Genomic DNA, 24,174 nt, shown 5'->3' with positions numbered 1-24,174 from the left:
GAACCTTTCTAATGTGTATATTTACTATTAGAAAGTCATCAAAGCAATAGTGTATGCTGGTACAGAACTTTGTAAAGACATATGAAACAGGGTTTCGCAAGAACTGGGAACTGCCCGCTTTGTCGGACTTTTCGACAAAGGAGAGATTGTACTATAAAGATCTTGCCCGCGAGATAGCCCGCGTACACATTCTATTGAAAGAGGCCGGCATAACACAAGGCGATAAAGTAGCCCTCGTCGGCAAAAACAATATCCCCTGGTGCGTGGTATATCTGGCAACCTTTACTTACGGTGCGGTTATAATACCGATATTACAGGACTTTCATCCTGATAATATCCAGTATATCATCAACCACTCGGATGCTAAACTGCTATTTGCCGAAGAGTCGCTGTTTAAGCAATTTAATACAGAAGCGATTCCACAGGTCAAAGCAGCATTATCGACCGACACTTTGGACTTCGCTTGTTTGTACGACAAGGACAATTCTTTGTCTGCTGTCGTTTCTTCTTTGGAGGAACGCATGCAAACCCTTTATCCGGAGGGATATAGGAAAGAGGACATCCGATATGCGTATGTGCACAACAGCGAGGTTGTCCTTATCAATTACACGTCGGGGACAATGGGCGCCAGCAAAGGCGTGATGCTTACAGCCAACAACCTGACGGGCAATATCGGCTATGCCCATCATTTGGAGCTTTTATTCCCGGGGCAGGATATAATCTCATTCCTCCCATTGGCACATGCCTACGGAGCAGCGTTCGAGTTCCTGTTCGCTCTTTCCGAAGGATGCCATGTCACCCTGTTAGGAAAGAAACCTTCGCCGCAATTATTGCTTCAGGCATTTACCGAAATCAAGCCGACATTGATAGTTTGCGTGCCGCTTATCATCGAAAAGATATACAAGAAAGCCATACAACCCAAACTGGAGCAATCTTCTATCCGGCTCGCCTTGAAATTGCCAATCATACGCAATCTTGTCTACAAGAAAATGCGGGATGGATTAATCGAAGCTTTAGGGGGCAACTTCTACGAAGTGATAATCGGAGGGGCAGCGTTGAATCAGGAAGTGGAAGCATTCTTCCATAAAATCAAATTCCCGTTCACGGTCGGTTATGGAATGACGGAGTGCGGGCCTTTGATTTCGTACGATCATTATTTCGATTTCGTCCCTGCATCTTGCGGGCACGTACTCGACAACATCATGGAAGTCCGTATCGATTCGGAAGACCCTTACAACATTGTAGGCGAAATACAGGTAAGAGGCGAGAATGTAATGAAAGGATATTACAAGAATGAGGAGGCTACACAAGCGGCTTTCACACACGACGGATGGCTGCGGACGGGAGACCTCGGCACTATCGACGAGAAGAAACATATCTTTATCAGAGGACGGAGCAAAGCCATGCTGCTCGGCCCGAGCGGGCAAAATATCTATCCGGAAGAAATCGAGACTAAATTGAGTAATATGCCTTATGTAGCGGAATGCCTGGTAGTTCAGCGAGACAAGAAGCTGATAGCACTGGTACATCCTGATTATGAGCAATTAGATTCGGACAAAGTAAAACATGCCAAGTTGTCAGAGATAATGAAGAAGAATCTCACCCAATTGAATAACAGGCTGGCTAATTATGAGAAGGTAGCGGCGATTGAAATTGTCTCTGAAGAATTTGAAAAGACACCTAAAAGGAGCATCAAACGCTATCTTTATGAATCTTAATGATATATTTGACTTCTATTAAGATATTGTTCCAAGCAAATTTACTATCTTTGCAGCGTTTTTACGGTAACAACATAATTTAGTATAATGACAGATTCGAATAAGGAACATTGGGACTTAGTCATCAAACCTCAAAGCAAACTTTTCACACTCAATCTCAAAGAAGTTTGGACCTATCGCGATTTAGTGCAGATGTATATCCGGCGCGATATCGTAACGATGTATAAGCAGACGATATTGGGACCTTTGTGGTTTGTAATACAACCGCTTTTCACATCGATTTTATTCATGTTTGTCTTTGGTGGGGTAGCTCAAATATCGACAGACGGATTACCGCAGATGCTTTTCTACTTATCCGGGATATTAACCTGGACTTATTTTGCCGATTGCTTGAATAAGTCATCCGGTACATTCTCCTCGAATGCCGGTGTATTCAGCAAGGTCTACTTCCCCCGGTTAGTCGTTCCTATTTCGAGCATCATCTCCAATCTTGTAAAACTCGGAATACAGTTGCTGTTGTTTTTAGGTATCTACCTCTATTTTTACTTGAACGGAGCGAAAGTCCATTTTACGGAATACATCTTCCTCTTCCCTGTACTGATTATGATGTCGGCAGGATTAGGATTCGGTATCGGTATAATCGTTTCTTCTCTTACAACTAAATACAGGGACTTAGCCATTCTCTTTACATTTATCGTACAGTTATGGATGTATGTAACTCCTGTTATATATCCATTATCCATTATGGAAGAGAATTATGCCAAGTATATGTGGATTATCCAACTGAACCCAATGACTTCCATTGTCGAAACTACGCGATATGCCTTTATGGGAGTGGGAACATTCACTTGGGCATCATTATTGTACAGTTTTGTATTTACAGTGGTTATTATGCTTATCGGTATCATTACTTTCAACAAGATAGAAAGACGTTTCATAGATATCGTATAACAAGGAATAAGAACACAAAGACAAATTATATGTCAGATATAGCAATAAAATTCGAAGGGGTATCCAAGCAATACAGATTAGGTGTTATCGGTACGGGAACAATCAGCCACGACCTGAACAGATGGTGGCACTTAGTTCGCGGAAAAGAAGATCCTTATCTCAAAATCGGCGAAACAAACGACCGATCAGCCAAAGCAACAAGCGAGTATGTATGGGCTTTGCGGGATATATCATTCGATGTAAAACAAGGCGATGTCATAGGTATTATCGGGAAGAATGGGGCAGGAAAATCGACGCTTCTTAAACTTCTTTCACGTGTTACCTCTCCCACCCTTGGAAGTATCAAGGCGAAAGGGCGAATCGCTTCTCTCCTCGAAGTCGGGACAGGTTTTCATCCTGAGATGACAGGCCGTGAAAACATCTATATGAATGGCGCTATTATGGGGATGACAAAAGCGGAAATCACCCAAAAGCTCGATGAGATAGTTGCTTTTGCCGGAGTTGAGAAGTACATCGACACACCCGTTAAACGTTATTCATCGGGTATGACTGTCCGCTTGGGGTTTGCTATCGCTGCCCACCTCGAACCGGAAATTCTTGTTGTTGATGAGGTTCTTGCTGTCGGTGACGCTGAGTTCCAGAAAAAAGCTATCGGTAAGATGCAGGATGTTTCGCAAAAAGGCGGTAGAACGGTACTTTTTGTGAGCCATAATATGGGAGCTGTAGAGACCCTTTGCACAAAAGGCATAGTATTGAAAGATGGACAACTTTCGTTTCAAGGAAGCGTAAAAGACTCTATCGATGAATATCTAAAAGATGAAACTTTTTCGGAAGAAAGAATTATAAATGGGATTGAATACCTATCCAACAATATCATTATAAACAACATATCGATAAACGACTCTGAAAGTAATGTTGTTTGTATCGACGAAAATAATTCAGACATACATATAGTCATAGAAGGAGAAAATATATCGGAGAAAAACATGTCTTTGGGGCTTGTTTTGTATGATTATAGAAAGGTCAGATTAGGGATATTCAGTCCCGGGCATGTAAAAGCATCGAATTCAAAATTTGAAAAAGGAAAATTCAGAATAGAAGAAACCCTTCATTTGCCTTCTAATATGACTAAAGGAGAGTTTTACTTGGGAATTTCACTTCATCAACCCAATATAGAACTATTTATGAATATACCTTATTTTGTTCAAATAATATCAAAAGGCAAGACTGGTGCTACAGGCTTGGAATTTGAGTATAAAGACAATGGTTTCTTAATTCTATAAAAATGGATAAAGATCTTTTAAAAGAATATCAATTATTAAATAATTCTTTCAAGAAGAAATATGTATTTCACTTAGGAGCCGACGCAGGATTCTATTCAGAGGTGTCTAATATGATCTTTGCTATTTTATACTGCCTCAAATACGAATATCAATTTATTTTATATTCTGAAGATGCTAATTTTGCCTATCAAAAAGGTTGGAGAGATTTTTTTCTTCCTTTTTGCAAAGAAACAACTTTTTTTCTACATCATTTTTATAATGATAGATATACAAAACCTCAAAAGATAAAAAAAAGGCACTATCCAATATGGGTTATCTATAAATTATTTAATAGAAACACTTCTTGGACGTATCAATTGTGGCATAAATATTTTAGCAAGGAATTTGATGGCGAGATTTTTGATATCCCGTCGTTAGGTATCCACGGAGATATAAGGGAAGCAGCCTCTGTAATATTAAAAATGATTTATCGATACAATGATCAGACAATAGAACAAATTCAATCTCATATAAATAAACTAAGCCTTCCTACGCATTATACTTCTATGCAAATAAGAAGAGGCGATAAAATTATTGAATGCTTACCTTGCCCTATAGAAAAATACTTCGATGCAGCTGCAAAGTACTCAAAAACAAAGGATCTCTTTATACTCACCGATGATTATGATATCATAGAGGTAGTGAGCTCAAACTATCCTGAATGGAATGTTAAAACTTTGACAACACCTGATGAAAGAGGCTATAACCATAAAGAATTCAGTGCGATTTCGAAAGATAAAAAGAAAGCAAAATTGATAAAATTATTTTCATCTATAGAAATTATTAAAAAATCCGATTTATTTTTGGGAACTTATACCACAAATGTAGGTTTATTCCTGGGGATGGCAATGCCTTTCGATAAGGTTATAAGTATTCAGAAAAAAAGCTGGTTTAGGTTCGCCGATGACGATATAAAAGAACAGTTAGTAACTAATAATCATTAAATCATTGCATATTTCATTTTAAAAACTGATAAGTAAGAATTTCAAATGATAAAGAAAGTGTACAAACGGCTAAAGGCTATATTTTTAGGTTCCCCTCCGGATATACTGTATGCCTTGCAAGAAGCTAAGAAAATTTCTTTTGGACTACACTCTTACATAGACAACCCTATGCAAATAGATGGAGGCGAATTTATTCGCATTGGAGATAACTCTTCTATTGGACGATATGCATGGTTAGGAACTTTCTTATCTTACAACAGACAACAATTTTCCCCTTCGATAACAATAGGTAATAATGTACGTATAGGAAATTATGCTTGCATAACAGCCATCGATAATATAGAAATCGGGGATGGATGTTTGTTTAGCGAATATATTTATATATCAGACCATGCACACGGAATAGATGCTGAAAAAGAAATCTCGCCTAAAGATCAGGATTTATACTCTAAAGGGCCTGTCAAAATCGGCAAAAACACATTTGTTGGTTATCGTGCAAGTATATTACCAGGAGTTACACTTGGTAAACATTGTGTTGTAGGAGCAAATTCTGTTGTAACTAAATCGTTCCCTGATTATTCTATGGTTGCAGGCATCCCTGCACGTTTAATAAAAACATATTCTTTGGAACAAAAAAAATGGATAAACGTAAATCATGAGTAAAATAAATAAGATAATATATCCTTTTTACAAGTTTGCAGTCAATATAAAGACAAACAAACCATATAAAAAGAAATTAGGAATAAACAGTTCTGAAATGAATCGCCTAAGAAAAGAGAGTGGGCCTTTGAGCACATTCCTTTTCGGAAAAAAAATAGATATAACTAATTTCTTTTGGTATATACATGGATTGAATGAGATCTTTCTTGATGAGACTTACCGGTTTCACTCAAAAAAAGAAACCCCATTAATCCTTGACTGCGGAGCAAATGTCGGGTTGAGTGCCATTTATTTTAAAAGATTATACCCAAAGGCACAGGTAATTGCTTTTGAAGCAGATCAAGATATTGCAAAAACTCTATCATCCAATCTACATAGCTTTGGGTTTGATGATGTGGAGATTGTATCCAAAGCTGTATGGACAGCCAACACAACATTAGAGTTTATGTCTGACGGGGCTGTTGGTGGCCAGATCGTAGAAGGAAGAGAAGGCTCTACCAAGATAGAAGCTATAAGATTAAGGGATTATTTAGAGAAAGAAGTTGATTTTCTGAAAATAGATATAGAAGGAGTAGAGTATGATATTCTCAAAGATTGTGCTGACAAACTTATTAATGTAAAGAATCTTTTTATCGAATATCATAGTTTCTTGAACAATGAACAAAAATTAGATGAAATACTTCTGGTTCTCAAAAAAGCAGGATTCAAATATTATATAAAAGAAGCATGGAACAATATGCCTATGCCTTTTGTCGATAGCCATCAATCTCATTATGATTTACAGTTGAATATATTTGCTTATAGATTATGAAAATAGCCTTCACTGTCTGCTCCAATAATTATCTATCACAAGCTAAAGTACTTGGCGATTCATTAACAACTAATAATCCTGATTATAAATTCATTATCGGATTATGTGACAAAAGGAATGATGCTGTAGATTACAGCCCTTTCGATACTTTCGAGATTATTGAAGTAGAAAATATTGGTGTCGAAAATTTCGATTGGATGATTTACAATTATAATATCATCGAACTGAATACAGCCGTAAAACCGTCATTCTTCCTACATTTTATAAATACCTATCCGGAAGCTGAAACAATTATATATTTTGATCCAGATATCAAAATTTTCGATAAGCTTACAAGTATAGAAAATGATTTAAAGGGACATAGTGCAATATTAACGCCTCACATCCTGACACCACTGGATATTGATGATAAAATCCCGGGAGAGAATGTTTTTTTGAATTATGGGATATACAATCTGGGATTTTTCGCTATACGCCCTTGTGACGAGAGTATAAAATTATTAAAGTGGTGGCAGAACAAACTTAAGACAAAATGCTTCGACCGTGCATGCGATGGATTCTTTGTCGATCAACTGCCAATGAATTATGCTCCTCTCTTTTTTGAGAATGTACAGATATCTTCTAATTTGGGATACAACGTTGCTTATTGGAACTTTCACGAAAGAGAAATCTCTTTTCAACAGGGTAAGTATTATATCAATAAAGATATTCCTCTGACATTTTTTCATTTCAGCTCATTTAAACCGAATATGCCATTGGAGATTTCGAAGCACCAGAATCGTTACCAACTAACAGAAGGCTCTGATTTGTATATTCTATATAAAGAATATTTCGAAGCTCTAATAGAATATAAATACCTCGAACTAATTACTGTTCCTTGCCATTATGTTGTTCTTAGAAATCAATATTTAGAAACAAGACAAAAGGAGTGGGAGAAAAAGAGACGAGCAGAAAGATATACTGTGAAGAATTTTTTCTATTTCCCGATCTGGGCAATAAAAAAGATTATAAGCAATTTATAGGCTAATATTTTAGCCTATAAAGCTAAAATTGGGGTACATTATTGTAACAATATCAATTAAAATGAATAAAAATATAAAAATAGCTGTCATTGGATTGGGATATGTAGGATTGCCCCTTGCAATAGAATTTGCAAAGAAATATCCGGTTCTTGGCTTTGACATAAACGAGCAACGGATACAAGAACTTTGCAAAGGAGAAGATCATACCCGCGAAGCGGATGTGAAAGAGCTTTGTGAAATGATAGCTTTGGGTGAGAAGGACGAGAATGGCCTACGGTTTTCTCACAACCCGGAAGATCTGAAAGCGTATAACATATATATCGTTACCGTTCCTACCCCCATCGACAAATTCAACAGCCCTGATCTGAACCCGCTTATCAAGGCGAGCCAGATGATAGGGAAGACTTTGTCTAAAGGTGATGTTGTTATTTATGAATCCACGGTTTTCCCTGGATGTACGGAAGAAATTTGTGTACCTGAACTGGAAAAAACTTCGGGCATGAAATTCAATCAGGATTTCTACTGCGGTTATTCGCCTGAACGGATTAATCCCGGCGACAAAATAAATACCCTGACCAAGATAAAAAAAGTAACCTCGGGCTCAACTGGGGAAATATCCATATTTGTTGATAACCTATATGCTTCTATCATTGAAGCCGGTACGCATTGCGCTCCAAGCATGAAGGTTGCCGAAGCTTCTAAAGTCATCGAAAATACCCAGCGGGATATCAATATATCCTTTATGAACGAACTGGCTATCATCTTTGACAAAATAGGTATCGACACCAACGACGTATTGGAAGCTGCCGCTACGAAATGGAATTTTTTGAAATATAAACCCGGATTGGTTGGGGGACACTGTATCAGCGTCGACCCATACTATTTGGCACAAAAAGCCATTTCGGTCGGATATCATCCTGATGTTATTTTATCGGGTAGGCGAGTTAATAACAGTATCGCACCATTTATTGCCAACAAGACCATCAAAATGATGATACAAAAAGGCATTAAAATTAGTGGCAGCAAAGCACTCATTATGGGAGTGACATTCAAGGAGAACTGCCCCGATATCCGTAACTCAAAGGTATTTGATATACATCGGGAATTAACTGAATTCGGAATCTCTGTGGACTTATACGATCCGTGGGTTAATGCAGAAGAAGTGAAAGAGGAATATAATTTGGATATCCTCCCCGCATTCGACAAGAACCAAGATTATCAAGCAATTATTGTATGTGTCATGCACGACGAGTTCAAGTCGTTCGACTATAAGAAATATAAAGAGGCAGGTGCGGTCATTTTCGATGTTAAAGCATTTGTCGACCGCGAACTTGTCGATGCCAGATTATAAAAGATGAATCCTTTAATCTCCATTATAACTCCGCTGTTCAATACAGAGCAATATGTCTCCGAAACAATAGAAAGTGTTTTGGCGCAGACGTATCCGCATTGGGAAATGGTGATTGTAGACGACGGTTCGACGGATAGTTCCTGCTCGATAGTTAATCGATACGCCGAAAAAGATGAACGCATCAAACTGTTTTCACGTGACCGGATGCCAAAAGGCGGGACTGTATGCCGAAACATCGGGATAGAGAAATCGACCGGAGACTATCTGATGTTTCTCGATTCGGATGATTTATTATACCCAACCTGTCTGGAGAAGAGAGTGGAAACGATGCAGAGACACCAAGAGTTGGACTTTGCCGTCTTTCAGATGGATGCATTTACTCCGAACGGAGATACAGAAAGGCGTTTACTGACAAACGAATATCCCAATTACTTGCATGCTCTTTTAGCGCATAATCTGCCTTGGGCTATCACCTGTCCGTTCTGGAATAATAAGTTTCTGAAAGAGCAGTTGAAAGGTTTTGACGAACGCTTCCCACGATTGCAAGATCCGGAGTTTCATACGCGGGCTTTGCTTGTAAAGGATGTAGTATTCAAAGTTTTCCCGAATGCCGCACCCGATTGCTCTTATCGCGTTGAATACAAGAAAGCTAATATGAAGTTTTTCCTGCAAGGGAGTAAATTATATCTGGAAACTTTTTATCCTGTGGTTCAGGAACGAGCGGATAAAGACGAATGCAACAAAGCGATTGCTAAATTCTACGACAATATCTATTCGCATGTCACGACTTCCGCAACCGAAGATATTAAAGTCAATATCCCTGCTATAAAAGAATTGAACAGCTTCTTTCTCGAACACCATCTTATCAGCAAAGGAGATTACAAAAAAGCCTCTTTTTTCCTCTTTTGCATCAAATATAACTTATTTCGGAGCAAATTATTTACCTTTACACTACGAAACTTAGGATTTAAACAGTTTTTCGGGTTTCGCTTTTAAAGCATGAAGAAACTTTCGGTCATAACAATAAACTACAATAACTCCGCTGGTCTCGAAAAGACAATCAAAAGTGTTATCAATCAGGATTTTGATAACATAGAATATATTGTTATCGACGGTGCATCGACCGATGACAGCGTAAAGGTTATTGAGAAATATGCCGACAAGATAACATACTGGGTAAGCGAACCGGATTCGGGCGTTTACAACGCTATGAATAAGGGAATTAAAGCGGCTAATGGCGAGTATGTCACTTTTATAAATAGCGGCGACATCCTGTTACAGGATATAGATTTCAATAAAGCCATAGCTCATATCGAAGGTGAGGATATTATCTATTTCGATCTCGAAATAAGAAATGAGGATAACACAGATGCTTATATTAAAACATACTCCGACCATCCTGATTTTTATTATTTCGCAACCGACAGTCTTCCTCACGCAGGAGCCTTTATAAAGCGCGAACAATTAGTACAATACGGCTACTACAACGAAGATTTCAAAATTGTGTCCGATTGGGCTTTTTTCATGGATAGCATATTGAAAAATAATGCTACATTCAAGCATGTCAACGAATCATATGTGATTTTCTTTACCAATGGCATCAGTTCCCTGCCGGAAAGCCAAAAGTTGATACATAAAGAAAGAAGCAAACATATAGAATTCTCATTCCCTGCATATTATAAGATATACACAGAATGGTATAGTAATATGTTGGAACTCTATAAAATAAAAACATCCTTTAGTGTTAAACTGTTAAAGAAGGTAGGATTCTTAAAGTGGCTTAAACTATAATATTATTATGCAACCGTTAGTATCTATAATTGTCCCGTGTTACAATCAGGCACCCTATCTGGATGAAGCACTGCAATCTGTATTAGACCAAGAATACAGTAATTGGGAATGTATTATAGTTAACGATGGCTCAGCTGATAATTCGGAGGAAGTCGCTTTGAAATGGGTAGAGAAAAATAAACGCTTCAAATATTTCTATAAAGAAAACAGCGGTGTATCGGCAACCCGAAACTTTGCATTCAACCAATCTGAAGGAAAATACATATTACCCTTGGATGGCGACGACAAAATCAGTCAATCTTACATCAGCGAAGCCGTCGATATATTTGAAAAAGATGCGGATGTAAAAATTATATATTGTAATACTATATTCTTTGGAGTAAAAGAAGGCAAACACATCTCTCCCGAATACAAATTCGAGAATATGTTTTTGAAAAACCCCATTACAAATTCATCCATGTTCCGTAGAGACGTTTTTCCTCCATCGGGATATAACGAAAACATGAGAGACGGCTTGGAGGATTGGGATTTTTGGTTGTCGATAATAGATGACAAGACGAAAGTTGTCAAATTAAATGACTTCCATCTGTACTACCGGATCAAAGAAATATCCCGTTCCACTCTTGTCGATAGGGAAAAAAATGAAAAATTGCTGATACAACTATTCAGAAACCATCAGGAAAAATATCTGAGATATTTCAACCCTTTACGGGATCATATCGAAGCAGATCAATTCAAAAGAGAAGTCATATGGCTCAAAGAACAACCTCAATGGAGGATAGGAAGCATCGTATACAAGCCTTTTGAATTAATAGGAAAAGCTTGGAAAAAAATAGTTGGCAAAAAGAAACGTAGATGAAAATAAGCGTCATATTAATCACCTATAAACAAGAAGGATACATTCGCCAGACGGTAGAAAGTATCCTTATGCAGCAGGTAGACGCCGATGTGGAAATTATTGTTGCCGACGATAGTTCGCCCGACAATACTTTGGCTATTATAGAAGAATATGCTACAAAAGCGCCAAAAGGCTTCACCTTCAATTTCCTGCCGAAAGAGCCTAACATGGGCTATATCAAAAACTATAAGCGGGCATACGCCGCCTGTACAGGAAAGTATATCTCTATCCTCGAAGGGGATGACTACTGGTTGACGAACCATCTGCAATCGCATGTTTCGTTTCTCGAAGAACATCCCGAATGTTCGATGGCATTCAATCGCCATCTTCGGTTATTTATCGAGGAAAACCGCGAAGAAATATACGACTGGAAATTGCCGGAAGATTACGAACTTTTCACCAGTGAACGCCTTGCGTTGAAAAACCAGATAGGGACACTCTCATGTTGCACTTTCCGCCTCGAGAATATCCAGAAACTCAACAATAGCATATTCGAGATGGTGTTTGCCGATTGGTTACTGGGCATGGTGATGGGAGAATATGGTTATCAAGCGTATCTGAAAGAAGTAACGTCCGCTTATCGCATCCAGCCCGACGGACAATGGTCGAAGATGACATTGGAGGAGCAAGGGCGCGAAATGATTATACTGATAGATAATTACGATAAATTCCTCGATTACAAATATACCGAGGCATTTAAGGAACATAAAAGAAGAATACGCGCCGGTATATTCGGCGAACTGGGATTCCGGGACAAAATCAAGCATATGACTCCGCTCCCGCTACGCAAATTATACAGACGACTTAAAAAGTAAAAAAATATGAGCAATAAAAAGATATTCGTCACACAACCGGCTTTGCCGCCACTGGAAGAATTCATCCCTTACCTGCAACAGATATGGGACAACAAATGGCTGACCAATAACGGGCCTTTCCATGTAGATTTCGAAAAAGAACTGGCCGATTATCTCGGAGTGAAATACTTATCTGTCTTTTCGAACGGAACGTTGGCGCTGATTACGGCTTTGCAGGCACTACGCATCACTGGCGAAGTGATTACTACGCCGTTCAGTTTTGTTGCGACGACGCATTCGCTGTGGTGGAACAATATCAAACCGGTGTTTGTCGACATCGAAGATGAGTATTTCAACCTTGATCCTAAAAAGATTGAAGCTGCCATCACCCCGCAAACGACAGCCATTATGCCTGTACATGTATACGGAAATCCGTGTCAGGTAGAGGAAATACAACGCATTGCCGACATTTACGGGTTGCGGGTGATATACGATGCTGCCCACGCCTTCGGGGTGAAAAAGGATGGTCAATCCATCCTCAACTGGGGCGACCTGTCTATCCTCAGCTTTCATGCGACCAAGACATACAACACCATCGAAGGTGGTGCTATTATCTGTCAGGACGAGAAGACAAAGCAACGTATCGACTTATTGAAAAACTTCGGATTCAAAGACGAAGTGACAGTTATAGAGCCGGGAATCAACGCCAAAATGAACGAATTGCAGGCGGCATACGGCTTACTTCAATTGAAGCATGTCGATAACTATATCGCTAAACGTAAAGAAATTGCCGACCTCTATCGCAAGCTGCTGAAGGGTGTTGAAGGAATCAGCTATCTGGATGATATGGAAGGGGTAGAACATTGCTATGCTTACTTCCCGATACGCGTCAACGCATTGGAATATGGTATGACGCGCGACGACCTGTACTTCGGCATGCAAAAGCATGATATTATGGGACGCCGCTATTTCTATCCGCTTATCAGCGATTTCCCGACGTACAAGGGATTACCATCATCTTCGGCAAGCAACATCCCTGTTTCTACGCAGGCAGCCAAAGAGGTTATCTGTTTACCGATTTATCCGAATTTATCGGCAGAGGATGTAACAAGAATCTGTACGTTGATAAAAAATAAACTTAGATGACACCTTTCAACATATTAATTTTCCCTTGCGGTTCGGAAGTTGCGCTTGAAATTCATCGATCACTTCGTTATTCGGCACACGTAAGGTTGTTTGGGGCAAACAGTGTTCCAGATCATGGCCGCTTTGTTTTCGAGCAATACATTGGAGACTTACCTTTTGTCACAGAAAAGGATTTCCTTCCTCAACTAAAATCCATAATAGAATCGCTGAAAATAGACGCAATATACCCTGCAATGGACAGTGTGGTGACTATTTTGAAAGAAAATGAAGCTTATCTTGGTTGTAAGGTTATATCTTCTCCAATTGAAACGACCAAGATATGTTTATCGAAAGAGAAAACATACAATGTATTAAATGGCCTAATACCAATTCCGCGTGTTTTCAGCAACCCTGAGCAGGTAAGCCAATATCCTGTGTTTATGAAACCCAGAATAGGATATGGATCGAGAGGGGCGAAGAAAATAAATGATCGCGAAAAAATGAATATCCAGTTCGAAGAGTATCCCGACAGCTTAGTTATGGAATATCTTCCCGGAAAGGAATATACAATAGACTGCTTTTCAGATAAAGACGGTAAGTTGCTATTTTCTGGCGCACGCGTTCGTCAACGAATAAGCAATGGTATAAGTGTAAATACAACAACGGTCAAAGATAAACGTTTCGGTGAATATGCCAGAAAAATAAATGACGCCTTACAATTCCAAGGAGCATGGTTTTTTCAGGTAAAGGAGAATGCAGATAACGAATTAGTATTAATGGAAGTAGCTTCGCGAATGGGAGGTTCTTCGGCCTTATACAGAAATAAGGGTGTAAATTTTGCTTTATTAAGCATTTTCGATGCCTTTGGATACAATCTGAACATCACCGAAAACGATTACGATATCGAATTGGACAGAGCCTTGGATAATCGCTACAAAATTGGCATAGAATATGACGAAGCATACATAGATTTCGACGACTGCCTGATTATTGAGAACAAAGTAAACCGTCAACTTATCGCGTTTGTTTATCAATGTATTGCGAATGGTAAGAAAGTCATTCTTTTGACAAAACACAGTAAAAACATAGCCGATTCGTTAAAAAAATTCCGTGTAGATGGGTTGTTTGATAAAATAATTCATATCGCCCAATCAGATAAGAAATTTCAGCATATTACAACACGATCTGCCATTTTCATAGACGATTCTTTCGCTGAACGGAATGAGGTACATGCTAATTTGGGCATCCCGGTATTCAGCCCCGATATGGTAGAGTCTTTACTTGAAAATTAAAAAAAGAAAGTCGTGAATATTATAGTTAGTGTTTCTGTTATAACCTACAATCAAGAGCAATATATTGCCCAGACTCTGGACAATATTATTGCCCAGAAAACAACATTTCCTATCGAAATTGTTGTAGGAGACGATTGTTCGACAGACAAAACGCGTACTATCTGCATTGAATATAAAGAGAAGTATCCCGACCTTATCAGGTTGAGGTTGCCCGAAAAGAATATGGGTTCTATGTCCAATTGGATAGCCAATATAGAAGCTTGCCAAGGCAAATACATCGCCTTTTGCGAAGGCGACGACTATTGGACAGACCCGCATAAACTGCAGAAACAAGTAGATTTCTTAGATAGCCATCCCGATTTTTCTTTATGTGCAAATGTGTCCGATGTTTTGAATAACGGTATCTTTGAGAAAGGGAAATTGCCAAAGCAAACCGAACTGACCACAACAGATGTCATTCTTCAGGACTGGGGAATAATGACGGCTTCGATCGTATACCGGAAAGAGGCTTTCGAAATTCCCGATTGGTATGGCACAATCGTTAATGGTGATTATGGACTACAGCTTTTGACCTCGCTAAAAGGGAAACTGAAAATACTGCCCGATGCAATGTCTGTTTACAGAAGGCACGAAGGGGGTATTTCGCACAAGTTGCAACCTGTCAATCAAGCAGCCTGGATGACTTATCTGCTATACCATTTTGACCAGTACACCAACAGGAAATTCCACAAAGCGATAACAAACAAAGTTAAAAGACTATATAAGAATCAGTTATCCTTTGCCAAAGATTACAATATGCGCAGGGCAATAGTCAAGTTGTCTTTTTACAATTTCCTGCGCCCTTTTGCTCCATTTTTAATCAGAAATCTCCGAAAATAGCCATGAAACTATCGGTCATCACCATCAACTTGAATAACAAGGACGGCTTGATAAAAACTATCGAGAGTGTTATTTTCCAGTCCTTTACCGACTATGAATTTATTATCATAGACGGCGGTTCTACCGATGGCAGCGTGGAGGTGATACAACAATATGCCGATAAGATATCGTATTGGATAAGCGAGCCCGACACAGGCATTTACAATGCGATGAATAAAGGTATAAAGGCCGCCAAAGGTGAATACCTGCATTTTCTGAATACAGGCGACCGGCTGGTATCGGACGAAGTGTATAAAAAAATCTTTGAAGGTAATCCGCACGAAAGCTTTATTTGCGGAAACTTCGTAGAAGAGAAAGGCGAACAATATACCCTCAACGAATCGTATAAGGAGCGCGACTGGAGCGAGCCGCTATACGACATATACAGTGGCGACCTGTGCCATCAGGCATTCTTTATCAAAACGGATAATTTTGCAAAATACGGCTTATACGACGAAAGCCTCCGAATAACAGCTGACTGGAAGTTGTTCTTCATTGCCATCGGGATGAAGCGCGAAACTGTGCTTTACAAAGATGTAAACATTGTCATCTACAATATGGAAGGACTTAGTTCGACCATCGGCGGAGTGGCTATACAAAAAGAAAGGCGGGCTATTGCAGAGCAATATATGCCTGCTGCCTTACTCAAGCGGTACGACAGATTAAAGCATCTGGAAGCAGACAGTTACATTATAGACTTTGTCCATTCGCGCAAATGGATTTATTATGGCTTTCATGCCTTCCGCAAGATACTTCGTTCCATTGGATTAGCTAAATAACGACCCGGATGAAAAAAATAATCCCACTGCTACTCGTTTCCGCTTTTTTCATTGTCATAGTCCTAACAACATCCTGTAAACCGCGATTTATCGAATCAACCCGCGATTTAGGCACATGGAGAGCAGCACCTATAGAAGTAGATACTGTTATTTATAAAGTCGAAGAAGGGGCTACCCTACCCCGATACAAAGAGGGCAGCAACAAAATACTAAAAGCCCAGATAGAAGAGAGAATCGTATATCCCACAACAGCCATCGAAAACGGCATACGAGGGCGAACTATATTGGCATTCGAAATAGGACTGAGAGGAGAACTTACCGGAAACGTGAAATACCTCCGGACAACCGATTCTTCGTTTAATAAAGAAATCATCCGGGCAATGTCGGCTTTACCCAACAATTGGGTACCATCTAAGGATAAAGACGGATTCGCAACGTACTCGGAAGTTGTAGTAACAATAAATTTTGTATTGGAATAGCTTATATCACAGGACCGTGATTTCGCTCGCCGGCAGGTTATTCGAACGGATACGCCACTCTTGCGGGTAAAGGTTATTAGCCCTGTTCCCGATATTCTTCACAAAACCCAAAGCTATCCCCTTATAAGTAAGCAGGATATACCCTTTCGGCTGATCATCGAGCAACAACGGTTCTCTTTTCAGGTACGCGATGGCTGTCCGCCAGTCCACCTCATAAGCAGGAAAAGCCGTCCTATTCAATTTGTTTGAGATAGCCAACCCATGAGCCGGCAGGAAATCTTTGCCCTTCTCCTCACCCAAGTGAATGCCCATCGAAATGACATTTAGCTCCTGCAATAAGAAGTGAATATCTTCGGTGTATGCCTTCGGGATAGCATACCAGTCATTTCTTCTTTGCAGAAAATCAAAACTATCGGGAGTCTCTACATATCCCTTTACCGATTGAGGGGCAGAGGCTTTTGCCTTGCCTTTATCTTTCTTCGCCCTCCGCTGATAAGTTTCGCCTTCCGGCTTACGGAGTAGTGCCATAAAGAAGCCTTCGCCTTTTGTTCGGTGCGGAAAGAAACGGTAAACAGGGAGATTCCCTTTTTTAGCACCACTTATCCCCCACTCTACCTCCGTTTGCACGGGTAATACCTCTGCGCCGAACTCGTCTGCAATCCATTGTACATTATCTTCGTTTTCATCCGTATTATAGGTGCAGGTGCTATATATCAGCAGTCCGCCCGGTTTGAGGGCAGCCCATACATCGGCTACAATGCGCTGCTGGCGCTCTTTGCACAATTGCACATTGGCTACCGACCATTCTTTTATGGCAATCTCATCTTTGCGGAACATACCTTCGCCCGAGCATGGAGCATCGACCAATACGACATCGAAAAAGTGCGTCAGTTCACCTATCTTCGCCGGATCGTTATTCGTTGCCACAACATGCTCATTGCCCCACTTGGTTATATTCTCCGACAAGATATTCGCCCGCGAACGGATTACTTCGTTCGCAACCAGCAAACTACCTTCGGGAATAGCATCGGCTATCAACGTCGATTTGCCTCCGGGGGCAGCGCACAAGTCCAGAACTTTTACCTCTCCTTTGACGTATTGACTGAAAGCTTGACCGATAAACATAGACGAGGCTTCCTGCACATAATAGCATCCTGCATGAAATAAGGGATCGAAAGTAAACGAGGGACGCGACGGCAAATAATAGCCTCCCTCAGACCACGGAACAGCATTGCAGGATAAATCGCCCGCGTGGTACTTCCTTTTATTCAAGCGGATACTGACAGGAGATTCTTCGGAAAGCGCCGAAAGGAAAACTTCCCATTCGTCGCCTAATATTTTTTTTGTGCGCCCTATAAAATCAGAAGGTAGGTTCATATAACAATATTTTGTGCAAAAATACCTATTTTTGTATTGCCTATTTCAATCGGCTATATTGAAATTACTATAATAGACAAAATTATAAAGAAATACTACATGGAAATTATCAATTTATCGGAACAAAACACGATACTCAACAAATTTGTGAGCGAACTACGCGATATCCACATCCAGAAAGACAGCATGCGCTTCCGCCGAAACATAGAGCGGATAGGCGAAGTTATGGCTTACGAAATAAGCAAAAGATTAGAATATACTCCACTCGAAACACAGACTCCACTCGGAACATCTGTTACTAATGTTCCGACGGATGCCATCGTCATTGGCACAATCCTGCGTGCGGGACTGGCATTCCATCATGGGTTTATCAATTGCTTCGACAATGCCGAGAATGCTTTTGTATCGGCATACCGCAAGTATAGGGAAAACCATGAGAGTTTCCATATCCACATCGAATACATCGCCTCGCCAAAGGTAGAAGGAAAAGTACTTATCCTCACCGACCCGATGTTGGCAACGGGAGGAAGTATGGATTTATCTTATCAGGCTATCCTGACCAAAGGGCAGCCCAAGCATATCCATATAGCAACCATCATAGCCAGCCAGCAGGCAATCGACTATTGCGCTAAAAACTTCCCACAGGCAAAGACAACTATCTGGGCGGCTGCTATCGATCCCGAACTGGACAGCCATGCATACATCGTTCCCGGATTAGGGGATGCAGGAGATTTAGCCTACGGTGAGAAGGATTCCTAATCGCTGCAAGCAATAAAAAATAAAAGCCGGATTATTCCGGCTTTCTTCTTATCTGTTCCGCAGCGAAAGCAGCCAGGCATTTTTGTATTTGGGATATTCTTTTCGAAAAGTCTGCAGATAATCTTCTGCCATATCCTTATCATCAAACGAAGCGGCATACAAGCGGTACCGTTCGGACGATTTCAGCATAGCCGCGTCAGGAAAGTCTTTTTGTATCTTATTCAGCAGGATATCTGTTCTTCGCTTCGATGTCTCGCTCGCAACCACAATATAATATGTCCGCAACGACGTTTTTTGCGCCTGAGGCATTTCGACTGAAACGTTTTCCACAAGAGTGGAGGTTACGGCAGCTGTTTCGGATGGTACTTCCGCATCTTTAGCTGTATTTGCCGGAGAAGTAGTCATCAGCAAATGGGAAAAATCGGCCTGCTGTCCCACAGAAACATTCTGTTCGCCAATATGAAGGGAAGGCGAAATAAAGAACAACGCAACTACTGCTGCCGCAGCGATATAGCTCCAACGGCTTCTCTTTCTCAAAGGTGTATCTTCTTCCACCATAAAAGCAAGCGGATTCAGACGCACTTCGCTCAATCCTATATAATCGGGATGGATATAAGCACTGTTCGGCTCGAATGAGACTGCTTGATTATCATTCAGATAAAAGACACCTACTTTGCCCATCACAACCCTGTTGCCCTGTTTCAGATCGAGATTGATTTTTGCAACAGCAGCCTTTATCTTTTTATACGCAGCATCGTACGATATATTTTCCTTTGTCTGGCAATGAGTTACCAATATGCCGTCGTTGTGCCGGAGCTCCTGATTAAACGTTATCGACAGTTTAGGTGCGGTTAATCGTTTACCCTCATACACAGCCTCTTCGCGATTGAGAATAAAGCCCCCGAATCCGGGAACAATCACACAATCGTGCGAGAAAAGCAAGTAGTTGATATAATCCGCAATCTGATATTCCATAGTACAAATATATCACTTTTCGACGAATCGGAAAAACAAAAAAGCCCTTATAAAAGAGTTAAAAATGTGAATTAGCTGTCGAATTATAGTTGCAAATTTATCTATATTTATTTATCGGTTGACAGGTAGGCGATTAGGCAAGTTAACAACTGATGAGAAAAGCATTTCTTTAAAAACGTTGTAGGCTTCGTGGTCAAAAAGCAGAAAAATACGACTCATAAAAAAAACAACAAGTCTAATACAAAATATGGACACGATTGTCACTTTTTCGGTTGATAAAATTAATAGTCAATATACTTGCTCGAAGCAAGAAGAAATCTTACTTTTGTGCATCAATCCATTACATACGAATCTCGACCAAGAGAATATGCCAATCGACCTCTATAATTATAACTTATGAACAAATATTTGAAACTATCGATACTGTTATTGTTTTTTCCTTTTGCGTCCATTCATGCGCAGTTTCTCGACAAAGAGCCGGATAATGAAATCCTGATAAAGACAGAAGCTTCGGGTATCTTTACCACAGGCGATAATGCACCTTTCTGGATGATCAACAACCAATATGGAATCGGCTGGCACGAACGGAACAACCAATACCTGCGCGCCGGAATTTTCGTAGACAAGTCTATCTCGAAAATAGGCGTTTCGGCAGGAGGGGATTTCATTATAGCCAATAACCTGGAATCGGATGTATTTGTGCAGCAGCTGTATCTCGACCTGAAATATCAGAAAATCGGATTATCCTTGGGACAAAAAGAACGAAAAATGCTTTTCCGAAACAACAGCCTTTCGACTGGTGGGTTAAGCCTTTCCAACAATTACAGACCAATCCCGCAAGCCGAACTTTCGACAAAGGAATTTATTCCGCTTCCTTTTACCAAAAATAGCTTGTCGTTTATGGGCGGTGTTTCGTACGGCTTCTATACCGACAATGATTACAGGAATAAAGCCGGAAATGGCACTTATCTGAAAAATGCCCTGTTCCATCATAAATACCTGTATATGAAACTCGAAAAGCCACAATCGGCATGGAACCTGATTGCCGGTGTCGAGATTGCTACCCAATGGGGCGGAGACAGATATGACAACGATACCCTGAGCTATTCTAATCCGCATAGTTTGAAAGATATGTTCAAGGTGTTTACACACCGTTCGGGAGGAGGAGATGCAAGAGACGAAGACCAGATAAACAGATTGGGCGAGACTTGGGGGAGCTACCACTTAGTATTCAATTATAACTTCAAAAACAATTCCAGTCTTCGGATTTTCTACGAACACTTCTTCGACGATCGTTCGGGAATCGAGTATATGAACTATCCGGACGGGACATACGGAGTAGAATACAACTTCAATAAAAAGCAACTGTTATCGACTATCCTGTTCGAATTTGTTTATACCAGACATCAATCCGGACCAAGGGAATACGACGAAGACGGGAACTGGATACATATCAGTACGGCAGACGATTACTATAATAACTGGAGCTATATCTCTAACCAGCACCACGGTTTTGTGACCGGAAATCCGCTACTGACCTCGCCTGTGTATTATAAAGGTAAAAGTCTCGCGATATTGAATAGCCAAATAGCCGCTTATCACTTAGGAGCGGAAGGTTGGCTACACGAGAATTTATCGTACAAGGCGCTCGTTACCTACTCGCAGGGCTATGGAACACCTTTGCGAAAACTACCTAAAAAAGCTAAAGACTTTATGTCTTCCGTCGAATTGCGATATTCGAATCCAAGTCTGGATGGCTGGAAATTCTGTGGCGGAGTAGCGTATGACAACTCCAACATGTTTATAGGCAAAAACTTAGGTGTACAGTTCAAAATATCAAAGGAATTCAATATCAAATAATGGCAGAACATCTATCTACATTAACGGCTTCCTCCCGCGAGGAACAATATCAGCATCTTCTCCCACAGTTAAAGGCTTTAATCGAAGGGGAACCGGATGCAATTGCCAACTATGCCAATATAGCCGCCGCTTTGAAGCAGACATTCGGCTTCTTCTGGGTGGGGTTCTATTTTGCCAAAGGCGAAGAACTGGTCTTAGGCCCTTTTCAGGGGACAATTGCCTGCACCCGAATCAAATACGGAAAAGGTGTTTGCGGAACGGCATGGAAAGAAAACAGAACAATTATCGTCCCCGATGTCGAGCAGTTCGAAGGACACATTGCGTGCGATAGCGCCTCCCGTTCGGAAATAGTCGTACCCATACGCAGAAACAGCAAGGTAGTTGCCATCTTAGATATTGACAGCGAACACTTAGCCCATTTTGACGAGATAGACGGAGGCTACTTAGAAATATTAGCCTGCATCATCGAAGCCAATCTGGATAAATACAGCGTTTAGAAAGGGAAGATAAGCGGCAGCACCAATACCATTACTATCCCCATAATTATCTGTAGAGGCAACCCGACTTTGATATAATCCGAAAAGGTATACCTTCCGGCTGACATCACCAAAGCATTCGGCGGCGTGGAGAACGGCGATGCAAAGCACATACTCGCAGCTACTGCCACAGCAAAGAGCATCGGCAATGGACTCACTTTCATCGTAAGAGCAGCCTGCATGGCAATCGGCGCGAAAAGAATAGCCGTAGCGGTATTACTGATAAACAAGGTGAGTATGGATGTACAGAAATAGATACCGGCAAGCAGGGCATAAGGGCTGACATCGCCCAGATAAGTTACCAATGCCCCAGAGATGAGTTTATCTACCCCCGTATTGGAGAATGCAGCAGCCATCGGCATCATAGCACCGATGAGTACAATACTTTCCCAGTTGATATTATCGTATGCCTCCTTCATGTTTCGCAGGCAGCCCGTAACAACCATCAGTACGGCAGCCACAAGCACGGCTATTACGGGAGCTACAACATTGGTCACCATTGCAGTAATCATCAAGACCATGATAGCCGCTGCGATAGGAGCTTTTTGGTCTAAAGTCACTTTAGAAGCCTCCTGCAAAGGTTGGCCAACCAATACAAGATCGCTTTGCCTGTCATCTAAGCGGGCAAGGTCTTCCCAAGTACCCTGCACCAAGAGAGCATCGCCTGATTTCAGCTTTACATCTTTGATCTCGTTCATCTGATACTCCCTGTCATGTTGGATACCCAACACATTTACATTATACTCCTCGCGAAACTGTATCTCGGCAATCGTACGGTTTATCAAGCGGGAGTTAGGCATAATAAACACTTCGGCAATTCCCGATTCCTGGAAACCAGTAAAGCCTTCGCGGGCAGGATCCTGGTTGATAGAAAAGTTATTGTCTGATACGAAACGGTCGATATTCTCCTTATCTCCCTGACAATAGAGAATATCATCTTTCATGATTACCGATTTCGGCCCGGCAACCTCTTCGATATAGACTTTCCGGAAACGATATGCTTTGTCTCTACGGACAATCTTCACAATCGAGATATTGTACAGGGATGCAATTCTTGATTCGGCAAGCGTCTTATTCAGCAATGAAGAATCGGAAGTCACATCAATCCTATACGATTGTTGTGCCAGATTATAAGATGCAACTAAGTCGGCCAATGAACGGCCTTTCTTATCCTTGTTTACCGAAGTATCTTTCTTCGACACCAATAGCTTACTGAGGAAGAACAATACCACAACACCTACCGTGAGGCAAACAAATCCCACAGGAGCAAAAGAAAAGAAAGCCAAAGGCTCCTGATTATTGCTCGTAAGGGTTTCCTGAATCACAAGGTTGGGCGGAGTACTGATCAAAGTAAATAGCCCCATACTACTGGCAAAAGCCAAAGGCATCAGATAACGGCGCGAGTCGATATTAGCGCTGGCAGCCATACTGACCACTATCGGCATCATAACTGCGACCGTTCCCGTATTACTCACAAATGCACCTACTGCAGCTGTGACGAGCATAACAAGTATAAAAAGCTTGTTCTCGCTATTCCCTGCCAGACGGAGGATACGGCTACTAATCATTTTGGCCAAACCCGTCCGGAAGATCGCAGCTCCTACAACAAAAAGCCCTACCATCATAATAACTACCGAGCTGGAGAATCCTTCCAAAGCTTGGGTTGGAGAGATAATACCGAATATTACTAAGGCGAGCATTGAACAAATCGCAACCAAATCGGAACGAACTTTTCCCCGCATAAAGAAAAAAGCCGTCAGCACAAGGATGATTAGCGTAATGTTCATCGGTGAGAAGATGGTTGATAGTGTC

At 40.8% G+C, this 24,174-nt stretch carries 23 protein-coding genes; 20 read left to right on the top strand and 3 right to left on the bottom strand.

Features of this window, described 5'->3' with window-relative positions; genetic code table 11:
- Positions 1–53 precede the first annotated feature (53 nt).
- From D0T66_RS08975 to D0T66_RS08895, 17 genes are all read left to right on the top strand, one after another.
- Positions 54–1,718 carry an AMP-binding protein gene (locus D0T66_RS08975; protein WP_163356931.1) on the top strand — a complete coding sequence of 555 codons (1,665 nt, stop codon included), beginning with the start codon at positions 54–56 and terminating at the stop codon, positions 1,716–1,718.
- A gap of 87 nt (positions 1,719–1,805) precedes the next feature.
- Positions 1,806–2,669 (top strand): ABC transporter permease, encoded by an 864-nt coding sequence (locus tag D0T66_RS08970; protein ID WP_163356930.1) that lies wholly within the window; start codon positions 1,806–1,808, stop codon positions 2,667–2,669.
- A 29-nt stretch (positions 2,670–2,698) separates the two neighbouring features.
- Positions 2,699–3,952, top strand: a complete 1,254-nt coding sequence (locus tag D0T66_RS08965; RefSeq protein ID WP_163356929.1) for an ABC transporter ATP-binding protein — start codon at positions 2,699–2,701, stop codon at positions 3,950–3,952.
- A gap of 2 nt (positions 3,953–3,954) precedes the next feature.
- On the top strand, positions 3,955–4,935 hold the full coding sequence (locus D0T66_RS08960; protein WP_163356928.1) for a hypothetical protein: 981 nt from the start codon (positions 3,955–3,957) through the stop codon (positions 4,933–4,935).
- 45 nt (positions 4,936–4,980) lie between these two features.
- A complete protein-coding gene (locus tag D0T66_RS08955; RefSeq protein ID WP_163356927.1) occupies positions 4,981–5,598 on the top strand; it encodes a DapH/DapD/GlmU-related protein in 618 nt (205 codons plus the stop codon).
- Positions 5,591–6,406, top strand: a complete 816-nt coding sequence (locus tag D0T66_RS08950; RefSeq protein ID WP_163356926.1) for an FkbM family methyltransferase — start codon at positions 5,591–5,593, stop codon at positions 6,404–6,406. Before D0T66_RS08955 ends, D0T66_RS08950 begins: the two co-directional genes overlap by 8 nt.
- Positions 6,403–7,428, top strand: a complete 1,026-nt coding sequence (locus D0T66_RS08945; RefSeq protein ID WP_163356925.1) for a glycosyl transferase — start codon at positions 6,403–6,405, stop codon at positions 7,426–7,428. The genes D0T66_RS08950 and D0T66_RS08945 overlap by 4 nt, the downstream gene beginning before the upstream one ends.
- Before the next feature lie 61 nt (positions 7,429–7,489).
- Positions 7,490–8,779, top strand: a complete 1,290-nt coding sequence (locus tag D0T66_RS08940; protein ID WP_163356924.1) for a nucleotide sugar dehydrogenase — start codon at positions 7,490–7,492, stop codon at positions 8,777–8,779.
- Positions 8,780–8,782: 3 nt separating this feature from the next.
- Positions 8,783–9,775 carry a glycosyltransferase family 2 protein gene (locus tag D0T66_RS08935; protein WP_163356923.1) on the top strand — a complete coding sequence of 331 codons (993 nt, stop codon included), beginning with the start codon at positions 8,783–8,785 and terminating at the stop codon, positions 9,773–9,775.
- A 3-nt stretch (positions 9,776–9,778) separates the two neighbouring features.
- Positions 9,779–10,570 carry a glycosyltransferase family 2 protein gene (locus D0T66_RS08930; protein WP_163356922.1) on the top strand — a complete coding sequence of 264 codons (792 nt, stop codon included), beginning with the start codon at positions 9,779–9,781 and terminating at the stop codon, positions 10,568–10,570.
- A 7-nt stretch (positions 10,571–10,577) separates the two neighbouring features.
- Positions 10,578–11,429, top strand: a complete 852-nt coding sequence (locus D0T66_RS08925; RefSeq protein ID WP_163356921.1) for a glycosyltransferase family A protein — start codon at positions 10,578–10,580, stop codon at positions 11,427–11,429.
- The gene (locus tag D0T66_RS08920) at positions 11,426–12,283 is read left to right on the top strand and encodes a glycosyltransferase (protein ID WP_163356920.1); all 858 of its coding nucleotides are present in this window, start codon (positions 11,426–11,428) and stop codon (positions 12,281–12,283) included. The genes D0T66_RS08925 and D0T66_RS08920 overlap by 4 nt, the downstream gene beginning before the upstream one ends.
- A 6-nt stretch (positions 12,284–12,289) precedes the next feature.
- A complete protein-coding gene (locus D0T66_RS08915; protein WP_163356919.1) occupies positions 12,290–13,408 on the top strand; it encodes a DegT/DnrJ/EryC1/StrS aminotransferase family protein in 1,119 nt (372 codons plus the stop codon).
- Positions 13,405–14,679, top strand: a complete 1,275-nt coding sequence (locus D0T66_RS08910; RefSeq protein ID WP_163356918.1) for an ATP-grasp domain-containing protein — start codon at positions 13,405–13,407, stop codon at positions 14,677–14,679. Before D0T66_RS08915 ends, D0T66_RS08910 begins: the two co-directional genes overlap by 4 nt.
- A gap of 12 nt (positions 14,680–14,691) precedes the next feature.
- Entirely contained in the window at positions 14,692–15,558 is an 867-nt protein-coding gene (locus tag D0T66_RS08905) for a glycosyltransferase (protein WP_163356917.1), read from the top strand.
- Positions 15,559–15,560: 2 nt separating this feature from the next.
- The gene (locus D0T66_RS08900) at positions 15,561–16,376 is read left to right on the top strand and encodes a glycosyltransferase family 2 protein (RefSeq protein WP_163356916.1); all 816 of its coding nucleotides are present in this window, start codon (positions 15,561–15,563) and stop codon (positions 16,374–16,376) included.
- 8 nt (positions 16,377–16,384) lie between these two features.
- Entirely contained in the window at positions 16,385–16,855 is a 471-nt protein-coding gene (locus tag D0T66_RS08895; RefSeq protein WP_163356915.1) for an energy transducer TonB, read from the top strand.
- A 6-nt stretch (positions 16,856–16,861) separates the two neighbouring features.
- Here the strand turns inward: D0T66_RS08895 and D0T66_RS08890 are convergent, their stop codons facing one another.
- Positions 16,862–18,232: an rRNA cytosine-C5-methyltransferase gene (locus D0T66_RS08890; RefSeq protein WP_163356914.1), complete on the bottom strand. Its 1,371-nt coding sequence runs from the start codon at positions 18,230–18,232 to the stop codon at positions 16,862–16,864.
- A gap of 99 nt (positions 18,233–18,331) precedes the next feature.
- Between D0T66_RS08890 and upp the strand changes: the two genes are divergently transcribed.
- Positions 18,332–18,991, top strand: a complete 660-nt coding sequence (gene upp / locus D0T66_RS08885; RefSeq protein ID WP_163356913.1) for a uracil phosphoribosyltransferase — start codon at positions 18,332–18,334, stop codon at positions 18,989–18,991.
- Positions 18,992–19,039: 48 nt separating this feature from the next.
- Here upp and D0T66_RS08880 read toward each other — a convergent pair whose 3' ends face one another.
- Positions 19,040–19,966, bottom strand: coding sequence for an SPOR domain-containing protein (locus D0T66_RS08880; RefSeq protein WP_163356912.1), 927 nt, complete (start codon positions 19,964–19,966; stop codon positions 19,040–19,042).
- 396 nt (positions 19,967–20,362) lie between these two features.
- Between D0T66_RS08880 and D0T66_RS08875 the strand changes: the two genes are divergently transcribed.
- Together D0T66_RS08875 and D0T66_RS08870 are read left to right on the top strand one after the other, a co-directional pair.
- Positions 20,363–21,826, top strand: coding sequence for a capsule assembly Wzi family protein (locus D0T66_RS08875; RefSeq protein WP_163356911.1), 1,464 nt, complete (start codon positions 20,363–20,365; stop codon positions 21,824–21,826).
- The gene (locus D0T66_RS08870) at positions 21,826–22,323 is read left to right on the top strand and encodes a GAF domain-containing protein (RefSeq protein WP_163356910.1); all 498 of its coding nucleotides are present in this window, start codon (positions 21,826–21,828) and stop codon (positions 22,321–22,323) included. Before D0T66_RS08875 ends, D0T66_RS08870 begins: the two co-directional genes overlap by 1 nt.
- Here the strand turns inward: D0T66_RS08870 and D0T66_RS08865 are convergent.
- Positions 22,320–24,149, bottom strand: a complete 1,830-nt coding sequence (locus D0T66_RS08865; protein WP_163356954.1) for an SLC13 family permease — start codon at positions 24,147–24,149, stop codon at positions 22,320–22,322. The two genes, D0T66_RS08870 and D0T66_RS08865, sit on opposite strands and share 4 nt — an antisense overlap.
- Between the last annotated feature and the right edge of the window lie 25 nt (positions 24,150–24,174).

This window comes from Dysgonomonas sp. 25 (assembly GCF_010501075.1).
In the GTDB taxonomy this organism is placed as follows: domain Bacteria; phylum Bacteroidota; class Bacteroidia; order Bacteroidales; family Dysgonomonadaceae; genus Dysgonomonas.
This window is presented reverse-complemented; position numbering and strand designations above follow the sequence as displayed.